12 protein-coding genes are annotated in these 14,501 nt (G+C 44.7%); 1 reads left to right on the forward strand and 11 read right to left on the reverse strand.

Annotated features, from left to right (window positions below):
• Positions 1 to 174: 174 nt before the first annotated feature.
• From H8S80_RS24445 to H8S80_RS24470, 6 genes are all read right to left on the reverse strand, one after another.
• Positions 175 to 861: an SdpI family protein gene (locus tag H8S80_RS24445; RefSeq protein WP_005604349.1), complete on the reverse strand. Its 687-nt coding sequence runs from the start codon at positions 859 to 861 to the stop codon at positions 175 to 177.
• On the reverse strand, positions 858 to 1,127 hold the full coding sequence (locus H8S80_RS24450; protein WP_005604351.1) for an autorepressor SdpR family transcription factor: 270 nt from the start codon (positions 1,125 to 1,127) through the stop codon (positions 858 to 860). The genes H8S80_RS24445 and H8S80_RS24450 overlap by 4 nt, the downstream gene beginning before the upstream one ends.
• A 257-nt stretch (positions 1,128 to 1,384) precedes the next feature.
• Entirely contained in the window at positions 1,385 to 1,624 is a 240-nt protein-coding gene (locus H8S80_RS24455) for a DUF6061 family protein (protein ID WP_005604353.1), read from the reverse strand.
• A 271-nt stretch (positions 1,625 to 1,895) separates the two neighbouring features.
• Positions 1,896 to 3,668 carry an ABC transporter ATP-binding protein gene (locus H8S80_RS24460; protein ID WP_117632377.1) on the reverse strand — a complete coding sequence of 591 codons (1,773 nt, stop codon included), beginning with the start codon at positions 3,666 to 3,668 and terminating at the stop codon, positions 1,896 to 1,898.
• Complete coding sequence (locus tag H8S80_RS24465; RefSeq protein WP_117632378.1) at positions 3,661 to 5,391, reverse strand: ABC transporter ATP-binding protein; 1,731 nt, start codon at positions 5,389 to 5,391, stop codon at positions 3,661 to 3,663. The genes H8S80_RS24460 and H8S80_RS24465 overlap by 8 nt, the downstream gene beginning before the upstream one ends.
• 129 nt (positions 5,392 to 5,520) lie before the next feature.
• Positions 5,521 to 6,453: a helix-turn-helix transcriptional regulator gene (locus H8S80_RS24470; protein ID WP_117632379.1), complete on the reverse strand. Its 933-nt coding sequence runs from the start codon at positions 6,451 to 6,453 to the stop codon at positions 5,521 to 5,523.
• A gap of 121 nt (positions 6,454 to 6,574) precedes the next feature.
• Here H8S80_RS24470 and H8S80_RS24475 point away from each other — a divergent pair, with 121 nt between their 5' ends.
• Positions 6,575 to 7,066 carry a cysteine hydrolase family protein gene (locus tag H8S80_RS24475; protein ID WP_117632380.1) on the forward strand — a complete coding sequence of 164 codons (492 nt, stop codon included), beginning with the start codon at positions 6,575 to 6,577 and terminating at the stop codon, positions 7,064 to 7,066.
• Between the two features lie 77 nt (positions 7,067 to 7,143).
• Here H8S80_RS24475 and H8S80_RS24480 read toward each other — a convergent pair whose 3' ends face one another.
• From H8S80_RS24480 to H8S80_RS24500, 5 genes are all read right to left on the reverse strand, one after another.
• Positions 7,144 to 7,611: a GNAT family N-acetyltransferase gene (locus H8S80_RS24480; RefSeq protein ID WP_117632503.1), complete on the reverse strand. Its 468-nt coding sequence runs from the start codon at positions 7,609 to 7,611 to the stop codon at positions 7,144 to 7,146.
• Positions 7,612 to 7,675: 64 nt separating this feature from the next.
• Entirely contained in the window at positions 7,676 to 10,042 is a 2,367-nt protein-coding gene (locus tag H8S80_RS24485; protein ID WP_117632381.1) for a beta-glucosidase, read from the reverse strand.
• Positions 10,043 to 10,044: 2 nt separating this feature from the next.
• Positions 10,045 to 11,379, reverse strand: a complete 1,335-nt coding sequence (locus H8S80_RS24490; protein ID WP_117632382.1) for an MFS transporter — start codon at positions 11,377 to 11,379, stop codon at positions 10,045 to 10,047.
• Between the two features lie 15 nt (positions 11,380 to 11,394).
• Positions 11,395 to 13,470, reverse strand: coding sequence for a beta-glucosidase (locus tag H8S80_RS24495; RefSeq protein ID WP_117632383.1), 2,076 nt, complete (start codon positions 13,468 to 13,470; stop codon positions 11,395 to 11,397).
• Positions 13,467 to 14,420, reverse strand: a complete 954-nt coding sequence (locus tag H8S80_RS24500) for an AraC family transcriptional regulator (protein WP_117632384.1) — start codon at positions 14,418 to 14,420, stop codon at positions 13,467 to 13,469. The genes H8S80_RS24495 and H8S80_RS24500 overlap by 4 nt, the downstream gene beginning before the upstream one ends.
• Positions 14,421 to 14,501 lie beyond the last annotated feature (81 nt).

The raw sequence follows: 14,501 nt of genomic DNA on the forward strand, positions 1-14,501 counted from the left end.
TTTTTTATACCCAAAGATGCAGACCTGTTCAAAAATAGAAAAAATTCATACAAAGAAACGCCAAAACCGACGTTTGCCGGAGTTGGCGTTTCTTAATTAGGGACTTATTTTACAGCTCCTTTGTTATCTCTCCGTAAAAGACTGGAATTTCACCCTCTCGCATAAAGATACAAATTATTTTTTTATTTCCTTATCATATATCTTTTTTGAGTATACCACAGTTACAATTGTTGCTAATAATAAATAAATCAACATAAAGATTGTGCCAGTCATCCCACTTGTAAATACGGTTGTAATGATAGTCAATAACCCCGTAATAATAATACATATTGCACCAAAGCGGTTACTCTTTCTCCATGTATTATCATTGTGCATACTCCAAACGGTTCGAACTCCCACTACTGCATTTCGTTTTGCCTTTGTCATAAAATTTCCTAATACAATAAATATAATACCACACAAAATACATGAAACTTTTGCAATGTCAATAACCGCATGTTCACCACCTGCATTTGCCTGTATCCAAGAAGAATAAAGAATAAAATAATGCATAATCCCGAACATGATTGCTTGCGAAATTCCTACAACACATAATACCTTTGCAGAAGATTTTGCTTCCATCTGTTCCTTTTCTGTATTTGCATTTTTTGATTTTTTCTCAAACACATAGATTAGCAAGTGCCAAAACAGTGTAATAAACAAAATAATTACCGGAAAAATAAAGCTTTCTGTTTTACTTCCCCATCTGTCAGTGTTTCCCTCCAAGTCATGATGCATAGGTATAATATCAGGCATAAACTGTAGTACAACACTTGTAACTACAACTGGTATCATTGCTACTATCCACATTATTTTTTTCATACTTTTTTTCCTCCAAACTGGTTAACCCATATAATTAATTCATCGAAAACCGTAGTGTTGATTTCATAATAAACAAAGTTTTTCTCTTTATATTCAGATATCAAGTCTGCGTTTTTAAGTAATTTTAAATGATAAGAAAGAGCAGCCGGTGTAATCTGTAATTTTTCAGCAATCTCTCCGGCATTTAATCGTTCATTTCTCAACATAATAAGAATGTCTCTTCGCTGGCTATCTGCCAATACTTTAAAAATGTTAGTTTCTCCCATATCTTTTACCTATTTAAAACTTTCTTTAAATAGATTTTAGCATGCTATTTGTTTTTGTGCAAGAACTATTTAAAAATAATTTTAAATAGAGGGGATACACTGAAAAATCAGTGTGTCCTCTCTATTTACCTTAAGGCAAAATTCAAACATCTAGAAACTTAAGATTCCTGCCTCTTATTATGGAATAACCGTACGTTCTATATATTTTTCTGGAATTTTTAGTACTAGACCTCTATCATGATATTATATTAGCAAAATCACCACGTATCTAAACGATCCTCTGCATCAACCCATACTTGCATTTCTCCATCCAAGTATAATCTTGCATATTCTAATGGATTATCAATAGCCAAAGCATTCAACGAACACTGGGAACCGGGAGTAGTTCTCAATCCTTCCTCTGCCTTATTGCAATCAATTCTAAGCACTACATTTTCAAACGTGGTTACATCTATGCTATTACATTGCGGATTATATCTTGCATAAATCAATCTCATATCTTATCTGTCCTTTCCTTAATTTTCTAAAAGTTTTGAAAGCATTTCAATCCGTTCTTCCTGCCATTTTCATTTCATGTTATAATTTGTTACTGGATTTTCTTTCCCTTAATTTTGCCCTTGTGAGCATTCGTAACATGAGGGAAAAGGATATAACACAAGGGAAAGCGTAAGGGCAAACTCACTCGCTACAAATTTAGCATTTTCAAGGGGTTGCGGACTTCACGAGGATAAGATATAACAGTTAATAAATGTTATGAATTAAGTCAAATCAAAACTGGGAATTGTAAAGCTGGCTGTAGAAACCGCTCTGCGCCATCAGGCTCTCATGGTTCCCCATTTCCGCAATATCCCCATCCCTGAGAACGAGAATTAAATCTGCGTTTTTAATGGTGGACAGACGGTGGGCGATGACGAAACTGGTCCGGTCCTTCAGTACCTTGTTCATAGCGCTCTGCAGCATCTTTTCCAGACGGGTATCTACCGAGGAGGTAGCCTCATCAAGAATCATGATCTGCGGATTCTTTAAAATAGCCCTGGCAATCGTCAGGAGCTGCTTCTCTCCCTGAGAGATATTGCTTCCCTCCTCGTTGATCACCATGTTATAGCCCTGGGGCAGTGTACGGATAAAGTGATGGACATTGGCCATCTTGGCCGCATCGATTACCTCATCCTTTCTGGCCGACAGATTGCCGTATCGGATATTGTCAAAAATCGTTCCGGAGAACAGCCAGGTATCCTGCAGCACCATACCGAACATGGACCGTAAGTCCTCCCGGTTCATATCGCGGATATCCACACCGTCAACGAGAATCCGTCCGCCGTTTACATCATAGAAGCGAAGCAGCAGATTGATAAGCGTGGTCTTTCCCGCTCCGGTTGGTCCTACGATGGCAACCATCTGACCGCTCTTAACCGTGACGTTAAAGTCCCGGATTACCGGTGTGTCCCCATAAGAAAAGCTGACATGCTCAAAGGTAACCTCGCCCTTTGCCGGTCCCGGAAGGAGTCCCGCCGGAGCGCTTTCCGTCTCCTCCGGTTCATCGAGAATCTCAAAAATACGTTTCATGCCTGCAAATGCCGCCTGAATCTGGGCAGACAGCTGGGATACCTGGGTCAGCGGGTCGTTGACCTGCCAGATGTAACGGATAAATGCCTGCAGGTTGCCCACCGACAGCGTGCCGGCCAGGATGGCAAAGCAGCCGATCACCGCAATAACGCCGATGCTTAAATACGTCGTCAGGGAAATGAGAGGGCTCATGAGTGAAGAGAGAAACTGTGCCTTAAAAGCGTGTTTCTGCAGGCTGTCATTAACCGCCTCGAACTGTTCTCTGGACTGCTCCTGCTGTCCGAACAGCAGTATTTCATTGTAACCGGTATACAGCTCCGTAATCGCTCCGTTCATATCACCGAGGGAGTCCTGCTGAGCCTTAAACTGGCTCTGGCTGATCCGCACAATACCGCGGGTGATAAGGGCTCCCACCGGGATTATCAAAAAAGCGATGCAGGCCATCAGCTTGTTGATGGAAAACATCATCCACAGGGCCAGAATCAGGGTAAGGATTCCGCTGATCACCTGGGAAAAGCTCTGCTGGAGCGCATTGGATACCGCCTCCACGTCGTTAGTGACACGGCTCAGTACGTCGCCAAAGCTGTTGGTGTCAAAATACCGGACAGGCAAGCGGCGGATCTTGTTCTGAACCTCGTTCCGCAAATCGTGCATGGCGTTCTGAATCGAGTTGGTCAGGCAGAACGAGCCCACGATCTGGGAAACCGTCTTCGTAAGATAAATAGCCAGAAGCACCAGCAATATATTGCGAATCACTTCAAAATGAATGCGTGCCCCCTCTGCGCCGGAGGCCATATCCGCCAGGTCCGCGGCCAGCCTGCTGGTAATCATTCCTTCAATCCGCGGAGCGGCTGTAATCGCCCCAATACTAATAACAATCATAAAAACAGATACAAATAACTGTAAAGCATAAGGTGCCAGAAAGGGTTTCAGTTTTCCCAGCATCCTTCCGATTTCTTTGATTTTTTTATGCATGAGATAATTCCTCCTCACTTAACTGGGATAATGCAATCTCACGGTAAATGCGGCAGTTCTCCAGCAGCTCCTTATGGGTTCCTGTCCCCACGATACTGCCCTCGTTCAATACGATGATCTGGTCAGCCTCCATGATGCTGGAAATACGCTGAGCCACCACCATGACGATGGCGTTGCCCGTCTCCTTCTTAAGCATATGGCGAAGCTTCGCATCCGTCTTAAAATCCAGGGCAGAAAAGGAATCGTCAAACACATAGACATCCGGCCTACGAATCAGCGCCCTTGCGATGGACAGACGCTGGCGCTGGCCGCCGGAAACATTGGTTGCGCTCTCCGTGATATGTTCCTCAAACCCGCCTTTTTCCATGATAAAATCGTACGCCTGCGCGGTCTTTGCCGCCTGGACCAGTTCCTCCATCGTGGCATCCTTTTTACCGAAACGCAGATTATCCGCAATGGTTCCGGAAAACAGCATGGCTTTCTGGGGAATAAAACCGATGGCGCGCCGCAGGCTCTCCAAATCATACGTCCGGATATCCTTCCCGTTCATCAGAACACGGCCCGCACTGACATCGTAAGCCCTGGGAATCAGGTTAATCAGCGTACTCTTTCCTGACCCGGTACTTCCGATAAAGGCGATCGTCTCTCCCCGCTTCACCGAAAATGACACATCCTTAAGCACCGCTTCCTCTCCATCCGGATAAACGAAATCCACATGGTCAAAAACGATATCATCGATATGGTCTAACGACTGCACATTGGTTTCAGGATTTTTAATCGACGGCTCTGCGTCAAATATTTTCTGGATACGTCCGGCGCTGACCGCTGCCTTCGGGTACATCATAAAGACCAGGCAGAACAGCATAATGGAGAACATCACATGGAATAAGTAGTCCATAAACGCCACCAGCTCACCGATCTGCAGAGTTCCCTCGCTGAGCATAATGCTGGCAATCCAGTAGATTACCATACCGGCTAAGTTCATAAGAAGAAAGAAGACCGGCTGAGTCACAGACATCAGCTTAAACAGTTTCTTCGAGTTCCCCATATAGCTTGAATTGGCGCCGTCGAAGCGCTTCTTCTCATACTCGTCGTTGGTAAATGCACGGATTACCCGGATACCGCTTAAGTTCTCCTTGGAAATCCGGTTGATGTCTTCCAGGGAGGACTGCTGGCTCTCACTGATCGGCTCCGAAATCCTTGCCACCAGAATCACTCCGCCTACAATCAGCGGAATCGTCGCCAGAATAACGACAGACAGGCTTAAAGAAGCCCGTAAAACCAGGAAGATGCTTCCGATCATCATCACCGGCGTCATGAGCGCGGTTCTCAGCAGAATATTCATAAACATCTGAATCTGAAACGCATCGTTGCCCGTCCTGGTAATCAGGGACGCGATGCCGAATTCGTGGAACTCACTGTGTGAGAATTCCTGAGTTTTCTTGAAAATATCATTTCGGATATCTCTGGTGACAGAGGTCGAAAGATAGGCACAGCAGTACCCCAGCAAAATCGTGCCTGCAACTCCGGCAAAAGAAATAGCGGCTATCAGAAACCCCATCTTCCATATGTAGGCCGGATCCCCGCGGTTTACTCCGTTATCGATCATCTGTGCCACGATTGTCGGAATACCCAGCTCCACAAGCGCAAAGCCCAGTACGGAGACTACATTGAGCAGAAACATTTTCTTGTAGTTTTTTAAGTAGTGGATAATTAATTTCATATAAAGCCCGTTTCCTCCTGATGAAAATATCTTAACGATTTACTCGCGTCCCCCTAGCATAAACTATAAGGTAACCCTACAGTCAAGTAAAATTTTAGCAGACAATCAAAATGGTGGTAAAATGTAATATCAGTTTTCGTACAGGGAAGCTATATCATGTATTCTTCGCTTCATTTCCATACGGATATGCAGCGGCTCCAGGCATTCGCATTTATCCCCAAAGCTGAGAAGAATATCGTAGTGGTACTCGTTCTCTATGAAAGGAAAACTGACAAGGTAATGATCATCACCGTCCGGCGAAAAATCTTCATAAGAGCAATAATCAAGCACCCGGTCCATCACCGATTGATGAATACGGATTTTGATTTTTGTCTGCATCGTTTCCAGCATTTCTGCAAAATCTAAAACCGGTTTTTGATAATCCCGCGGTACAAAAGCCTCCTCCTGCATTTGCAGGTCTGCCATACGGGACAGTCTGAACAGGCGGAAATCATGTCTTATTTGGCAATACCCCTGTAAATACCAATGGCTGCTTTTCAATACAAGCTGATACGGCTCGACTGTTCGTGCGGTTTTATTTCCATGGTGGGCTGTATATTCAAACGTAAGCAGCCTGTTTTCCTGCAAAGCTGATTTGATAATTTCTAAATATGGCTGTATGCTGCTGTTGCCTGTCCACGGACTTAAATCGATACATATCTGATTTACCTTTAATTCGATGTCTTTTGCTCTGTCAGCCGGGATAAAGCTCCTGACTTTCGTAAGAGCGTGTACCAGTTCGTCTCCCCGCACGATGTTGGAAAGACTGGACAGCCCCATTAAGAGAGCGGAAAGGTCGTCAGCAGAAAAGACCTTTTTATCCATCTTGTATTCCTGCATGATTTCAAAGCCGCCGCCCACTCCCGATATCGAACAAACAGGAATCCCCGCCATGCTGATCGCATCTATGTCGCGGTAAATCGTGCGGGGTGAAACTTCAAACAGATCGGCTAACTCCTGCGCGCCTATACGCTTTTTATCAAGGAGTATCATAATAATGCTCACAAGCCTGTCAACTTTCATCGGATCATCCGCCTTCCAAAATTTCTTTTTCTCATTATAGATTGCTGCCATACTGATGTCAACAATTACAGGCTATAATAAAAAAGCAAACAAAATATACTACCTGTCAGGAGGAGACACCATGCAGAAAAAAGCCCTGGTCATAATCGATATTCAAAATGATATAACAAAGAATTACAAGGATGTGATTGGCAATATCAATCAAGCGATCGATTGGGCGGCCAATCATCAAATTCATGTTATTTATATCAGACATGAAAATTTATCCGCAGGCACGAGGACATTTAAACCGGATACCTACGGATCTGAATTAGCTTCGGACTTGAAGATGGTATCAGACAATATTTTTACAAAATGCAAAGGGAATGCGTTAAGCTCTGTTGAATTTACAGATTATATCAGAAAGAATGAACTATGTGATTTCTACATTACAGGAGCAGATGCTGCTGCCTGTGTCAAATCGACCTGCTACAACCTGCGCAAGGCAGACTATGGCGTGAGTGTGCTGTCAGACTGCATTACCAGTTATGACAAAAGAAAGATTGATGAGATGCTGCAATATTATGAAAGCAAGGGGTGTAACATTATTTGTCTGAATGATCTGTTAAGCTAAACGCCTTCCATATTAACAATAGCGCGGCGGACATTGTATTATCCGCCGCGCAGCTAACCGCTCTTTTAATTTTTCTCTTATAAGTTCTTAGTCATTTGCTTTTCCATCACTTCATAGACCAGTATGGCGTTGTTCTCAACCTCTGTTTTCCCATGTCTCACGGTCTTGTATCCCCTGCTTTCGTAAAAGTGAGCCGCAGGAAGGGACGCATCCAGACATATAGATGGATATTCCCGTGCAATTTCACGTTCCAGGTTCTCCATGATTCGCCTGCCATACCCCTGTCCCTGAAATTCCGGGGCAACGAAGACCCTGGTGATATGGCTGCCTTTGCAGCTTCCGGTTCCCACCATCCGGCCGTCGCTCCACAGAACACGCACACAGCCGTCTTCTATATCCCGGCTGATATTGGTTCTGTTGTGAAGGCTGCAAAAGAAATCCACCACCGCCTCCGGATAGTACCGGGGATAGACCGCGGTAATGGTGTTCTGTACCAGATTATAAATCTGCTCTGCGTGGTCTTCGGATGCTTTGAAATATTCCAAAATCTCACCTCTGCTTTTTTGTTTCATTATAGCAGATACATGGAGAAAAATACAGTTTTTCCTGTTACTGTACCTCAGCCCAAAACGATCTTACAGAAGCATCGATCCGTTGTGTCTTCGGCAGACAGTATGTCAGGCAAAGGCTTTCATCCTCGCTGTGTTTCGCCAGGAAAAATTTATATTCTCCGGCTTCGCAAATCCATTCTTTTCCGGCACTGAGAAATGCGAAGATATCCATTTTAAATTCAAACACAACTGTCTTAACTTCTCCTGGAAGCAAATGAATCCGTTTAAATCCCAGCAGTTCCCGAACAGGACGTATCATGCTTCCTATAACATCCTTACCATAGAGCTGTACCACATCGTCCCCAGCCACATTTCCAACATTTTTTACGTCCACTCGTATCTTAACAGATGGTACCGCGTCTTCTGAAATACTGAGTTCTGTATTTCCGTACTCAAAACCAGTATAGCTGAGTCCATATCCGAATGGCCTCGCCACAACTTCTTTCAGGTCATTATAACCAACAGCCCCCAGGGACTGCAGGGATTTATAATAGCTTGCATTGTGCTGGTAGTGATAGGTATAGACACCATCCCCATAAGGGATATCCTGCTGCAGTCTTCCACCCGGATTATTTTCTCCCAACAGTGTTTCTGCAATCGCTTTTCCCCCATAGGTACAGCACAGCCATCCTTCCAGGATCGCTCTTGCATTCTGATATGCAAAGCTGCTTACCAGAGGTTTCGCGTCCGTATGGACCACAATGAAATTCGGATTTGCCGTTCCTACCGCCCTCAAAAGTCGTTCCTGCGCTCCAGGAAGCCCGGCGCTTGCCGTATCCACGCCTTCCCCATTTGTACTGTATGCACCATAGCCATTCTTTCCGCCTACCGTAATGATTACGATATCTGCGTTCTTTGCTGCTTCAGCTGCTGCCTCAATATAGGTCTTCTCCGAATTTTTATAGTCGCAGCCCATTAGGTACTCTGCATGGACAAACCGCTCATTGACTGCCTGGAAGATTGTCCTTGCCTGCGGATACCGTCTGTGAATCAGCGCTTCTATCATATCCGGATGATCCTCTCCTCCAAACACTGCATCCGTGTCCATTCCGGCGGAACTATCTCCCAGTCCCGCCATCGCTTCCATATTATTATATAACATTTCCTCCATACCTACCGAGGTATAGGTAGACCACATACTTCGCAGGTTATTTCCCGTCGGTCCAACGACCAGAATTTTCACGTTCCTGTCCTGAATCGGAAGAATCCCGTCATTTTTAGTCAGAGTCATGGCTTCTCTTGCTGCCTTAAGGCTTCCCTTTTCCTGACTTTCATCTGAGTATTCCCGTGTAATCGCCTCTTCATCCCGCGGATATGGATTTTCAAACAGCCCCAGTTTAAATTTCAACTCCAGACTTCTTAAGCAGGAGCGGTCCACATATGACTCTGCTAACAGCCCTTTTTCCACAGCCTCTACAAGATTCTGGTTGTAGGCAGATGGATTGGGACATTCCACATCCAGACCAGCTGTCAGGCACTGGATCGCCGCATCCTGTAAATTTTCCGCTACGTGGAAGTTATTAACAAGGCGATCCACAGACATGTAATCACTGACCACCACCCCCTCAAACCCAAGCTCTCCGCGAAGGAGGTCGTCCAGAATTTCCTTGGAAGCGCATATTGGTTTCCCCTCCATCTCAGCATAAGAGTTCATTACAGACAGTAAGCCAGCATTCCTTATTGCCGCTTCAAAAGGCTTTGCGTAGACTTCTCTCGTTTCCCTCTCCCCCAACATGGTCTTTGCCATGTTGAGACCGCCCTCCGTTAAGGAGTAGCCCAGAAAATGTTTGGCCGTCGCCGCCACGCCATTCGTATAATCAGTTCCCTGCAGTCCGGTTATAAATGCACACGCCATTTCCGATACCAGCGTCGGGTCATTGCCATACGTCTCATTAATGCGTCCCCACCTTAAATCTCTGGATATATCAAGAACCGGAGATAACGCCTGCCTCACTCCAACCGCTACCATCTGACGGCGAATTTTTTCTCCCATCTCCCTGACCAGCTCCGGATCAAAGGACGCTCCCAGGCTGATGGAAGCTGGATACGTCAGGGCATTCGGAAATACCGGGCCGCTTAATGCTTCGCAGTGAATAACGGCCGGTATCCGAAAACGGCTGGAATTCATGACTGTATCCTGCAGTTTCCGAATCATTGCCGCATGTTGTCTGGGGTCTTCTTTTCCGCCCATAATGGCCAACTGCCCGATTCCGTCTGTTACAGAAACGTGTTCTTCTACTTCCGGAATCGGCGCCGGAATCATTTGACATGCTAACTGGTTAACCTTTTCTTTCAGTGTTAATTTGCTGAGCAGATCCGCTGCTCTCTCCTTCGGCGATAATGCCTTGTTCAGATAGTTTTCCATCTTTATTTCCCCCTTCTCTGATTCAGATCCCGTTCAATCTGCGGATGGATTTTATCAATATTGGAAAATCCCAGGAAAATCATTGCCAGTACTAAGCCCAGAATCGGCAGACCGGCATACAAAAACTTAATCACGCGAAGCGCTGATTCAGACTGAACGGCAAGGGACGCATCATATTGGCCAAACGCCAGCCCCCAGCCTACGAGGGCACTTCCAAGGCCAGTTCCCACCTTCATTCCAAAGCTTGTCGCACTGTTTGTAAGGCCGTCCTGCCGTACACCGGTTTTCCATTCTCCATAATCAATGGCATCCGCAACAATGGCAAACAACCCCGCCGTGTTCGGTGCAACCCCCACGGCTTTAATCGCCAGGCCAAATAATACAACGGTTAAATTTGACGCCCCCAGCAGTACGATAACAGCACCAATAAATTGAAGAACAAGACCGCCCATCATACATTTCCATTTTCCTATTTTGCCTGTCATAATTGGAAATAAAGGCAGCGCAATAATCATGGGAATCATGGAGGCGACACTGATTAAGCCGTATATATTTGCATCTCCTAAAATATCCCTTGCAAAGTAAACACCAATTCCGCTTCCCGCACCCTGTATCAGATATGTAATTACAAAGAGAAGAGTAATGGATATAAAATATCTATTTTTAAATAAAGTCAGGAAGCCCTCCACTACCGATCCGTTTTTTGTTCCTTCTTCATCGGTTTTCGACGGTACATACCGTTCTTTCGTTCCAAAAAAGGTAATCATAAATGCAGCGACTGACAGGAGCGCATAAATGACAGAGGTTGTGCCCCAGCCAAATTTCCCTACCAGCGGGATGGTTACGCTGGAAATCGTAATCGCAGTAAGCATGGTACAAATAAACCGAATCGTGCTTGCAGACGCGCGTGTCTGCTGATCATCAGTCATCAGGGACAGCAGCGCATTATAGGATAAATTGCTGGCCGTATAAGCGAACGCGGCGACAAACACATAGGTTAATGCTGCGTAAATAATCTTTCCTGTATTTTCAAGCCCCATAGGCACGTGGAATAACAAAATCAGGCCTATTGCCATCATTGGAGTGCTCCACAGAATCCACGGTCTCGCCTTTCCCCATTTTGTATGTGTCCGGTCAAGAATCGTTCCAAAGCACAAGTCCGTCACCCCATCCAAAAGTCTTGTAACAAGCATAATTGTTCCTACCACTGCCGCGCTCAGCCCGACACTGTCCGTATAATATAAAGTCAAAAAAGCGCTGACTGTTGTCCAGACAAAATTACATCCCACATCCCCAAATCCAAATGCCAGTTTTTCTTTAAACGATACTTTCTCCATAGTAAGAGTTCCTTTCTACAATACAATTCTTCCCATTGTCAGATCACGAGCGTCGCTGCTTGTCCCCAGATAAATCTCATATGTCATGTGTTCTAATTCCATTTGCCCACTGTTCTCATTAAACCATGTCAGTTCACTGGCCGGGCATACGATATGTATTTTTTCACTTTCCCCTGCCTGTAAAAATACCCGTTTAAATCCTCTTAAGATTTTCACTGGTCTGTCTATGGAAGAATCAGAAAATCCGATGTACATCTGCACTACTTCCGCGCCTTCCCGTTCCCCAATATTCGTTACAAGCGCCTCCGCACTGACCGCCTTTCCATTTGTAGAAAAAGTGACGCCATCCAGCTGAAAGCTGGTATAGGAAAGTCCATAACCAAACGGAACGGACGGCGCGATTCCTTCTTTTTCAAGCTTTGTATACCCATGATAATATTCATAATACTGAGACTCCGTATCCCAGTTCACCTGCGGTAAATCACTTTCTTTATAAGGAATCACAAATGGCAGTTTTCCGCTTGGATTCACCTCTCCGAAGAGAATCTCAGCAATTGCCGTCCCTCCTTCCATGCCAGGATAATAGGCCATTAAAATCGCTCCGACTGAATCTTTCCATTCTTCGATCATAATCATATTTCCGCCGATCAAGACAGCCGCTGAATTCTGATTGACAGCGCCCACCTCCTGCAGCAGACGGATTTCATTTTCATGAAGTCCCAGAGAATCTTTCCGGTCTCCTCCCATGGAACCCGTGTATCCCTCGCTCTGAGCTTCCGAAACATACTCCCCCTCATCATCATGATCATACCCGACAACGAATACAACTGCGTCCGCTTCTTTTGCCAGATCCCTGGCGTGTTCGATATCTTCTCCGTCATAATAGATCACCTGGGATTTCGGCGACACATTGGCTATCCCCTGAATTGGTGACACAACATACTTTGGAAATACCTGACTTGATCCATGATCCCCTGTATTCTCTTTCTGCCCCAGTTTTCCCAAGACAACGATTTTCTTTGTTTTGTCTCTGGCAAATGGAAGAATCCTGTTTTCATTTTTGATTAATGTAATCCCCTCTCTTGCAGACTGAAGTGCAAGAGCGATGTGCTCCTTACAGCCGATTCTCTCTTCGGCAACCTCCATTCCAGAAGAATACTCCCTCTGGAATGCTAACAGAGTCCGGATAATCCGCAATGCAGCATCATCGATTTTCTCTTCCGCTACTTTCCCCTCGCGAACGGCCTTTACTAATTTATCGCCGAAGAACTGTGTACAGCACATCTCTATATTCTGTCCCCCATTAGCGGCTTCCTCCGTATCCTTGACTCCCCAGATAAAATCACTCATGATAAAACCGTCAAAATCCCACTCCTGTTTTAAAACCTGATTCAACAGATAGTCACTATGACCGCAGTGTACACCCTGATACAAATTGTATGCACTCATAACACTCGCTGCACCACGCTCTATACACTTTTTAAAATGGGGCAGAAATACCTCACGCTCTGTGCGTTTATCGCAATCCACATTGACTTTGAACCTGGAAATTTCCATTTGGTTAAATGCAAAGTGTTTGATGCATGCTATGACATCTGCTTCCTGAACCCCTTTAACAAGAGAACTTCCCATCTCCCCAATATGGAAAGATTCTTCCCCATAGGTCTCCTGGCTCCTTCCCCAGCCGGGATTATACGGGATATTTATGCACACGCCTCCAAACAAGTTTCCTTTATAGGCACGGATTTCCTCTCCGATGGCATATCCAATCTTTTCTTCCAGCTCAGTATCGAATGAAGCGCCTCTGCACATGCTAACCGGAAAACAGGTACTTTTTTGGGTACCGCATACCACGCCCCTGGGCCCGTCGCAGAACAACATGGGCGGAATGTTTTCTTTTTCAATTCCACCGGCCGGATAGGGAAAATAATTATAATGCTTGTTCTCCGGATCCGCCATCATATCCTGCATCATTTCGTTTAAAGTGACATTTCCTCCCATCAGCGACACCTTCTCTTCTAAAGTAAGAGTCTCTGCAATTCTCTTTGCTTCCTCTGTGTAACCTAATCTCTTTTCTTTTGTACAGCTCACTCTGTATTCCCTCCTGATTTTTCACTATATTTGACAAGCAGTCTTTCTGCTTCCCTGGGGTTCCAATCGAGGTACCCTTTGATCTCTGTGTCGTTATTGAAACAGTCTCCATTGCTTCTGTACTCATTCGGCGACGCACCTACTTCCGTCTTAAACACACGATAGAACGTCTTATCAGAAAGAAATCCTGCTAAATCGGCAATGACTCCAATGGGTTTATCCGTATATTTCAGCAGTCTTCTCGCTTCATCCACACGGCACCTGGTTAACAGCGTCTTTGCCGAAACACCCAGATTACCTGTCAGAAGCCTGTGAACACTCTTTTCACTCATTCCGATATCCTTATACATATCTTCCAACACAAACTCCTGTTTAAAATGATTCCGGATATACTCGATACAGATCATCAAAAAATCATTGCTGTTTTCACTCTGTTTTTCCCCCGAAGATTTTTGATAGACGTCGTATAAAAGATTTTCAAAGCATTCGGCTATCAGCAGCAAGACAAGCCCTCTGGTCCGTATACCAGCCGTTTCACTGATTTTTTCTCTTAGACTGGACAGCCCGATTCGGGATACCAGCTGTGTAAAAACATCGAGTGTACACTTCGGCAGCATTTTCTGATTTCTGCTGTTTAAATAGAAATAGTAATCCCTGTTTTCATTTTTGCGGATATAGAACAGTTCCGGAACAATTTGGATAAAAAGCAATAAATTACTTTCATTGGTGCATTGTATCTCATGCATGGTCCTGGAATTTAACAAAATCAGATCCCCCTCCCGCAGAATTACAGCCTCAGGCCTTGTATTGATCTTAATGCTTCCTTTTAACACAAAAATAAATTCATATTCCGGATGCCAATGAAAATTAGAATACTGGATCGATGTGATAAAGATCCTTGCACTCTGAAAATTATTGTATTCAATGAGTTCAAAGTTATAATTGTTCATTTTGTCTCTCTCCTGTTATTATATTACTATCTCCATTGTCTATTTGTTCTCATTTTCAGACTATCCCTTTCTTGATTTCGG

The sequence above is a fragment of the Hungatella sp. L36 genome (assembly GCF_014288035.1).

What these genes read in the sequence shown, in the direction of transcription:
- H8S80_RS24445 (WP_005604349.1), bottom strand. Translation starts at nt 861, where the DNA reads ATGAAAAAAATAATGTGGATAGTAGCAATGATACCAGTTGTAGTTACA.
- H8S80_RS24450 (WP_005604351.1), bottom strand. Translation starts at nt 1,127, where the DNA reads ATGGGAGAAACTAACATTTTTAAAGTATTGGCAGATAGCCAGCGAAGA.
- H8S80_RS24455 (WP_005604353.1), bottom strand. Translation starts at nt 1,624, where the DNA reads ATGAGATTGATTTATGCAAGATATAATCCGCAATGTAATAGCATAGAT.
- H8S80_RS24460 (WP_117632377.1), bottom strand. Translation starts at nt 3,668, where the DNA reads ATGCATAAAAAAATCAAAGAAATCGGAAGGATGCTGGGAAAACTGAAA.
- H8S80_RS24465 (WP_117632378.1), bottom strand. Translation starts at nt 5,391, where the DNA reads ATGAAATTAATTATCCACTACTTAAAAAACTACAAGAAAATGTTTCTG.
- H8S80_RS24470 (WP_117632379.1), bottom strand. Translation starts at nt 6,453, where the DNA reads ATGAAAGTTGACAGGCTTGTGAGCATTATTATGATACTCCTTGATAAA.
- H8S80_RS24475 (WP_117632380.1), top strand. Translation starts at nt 6,575, where the DNA reads ATGCAGAAAAAAGCCCTGGTCATAATCGATATTCAAAATGATATAACA.
- H8S80_RS24485 (WP_117632381.1), bottom strand. Translation starts at nt 10,042, where the DNA reads ATGGAAAACTATCTGAACAAGGCATTATCGCCGAAGGAGAGAGCAGCG.
- H8S80_RS24490 (WP_117632382.1), bottom strand. Translation starts at nt 11,379, where the DNA reads ATGGAGAAAGTATCGTTTAAAGAAAAACTGGCATTTGGATTTGGGGAT.
- H8S80_RS24500 (WP_117632384.1), bottom strand. Translation starts at nt 14,420, where the DNA reads ATGAACAATTATAACTTTGAACTCATTGAATACAATAATTTTCAGAGT.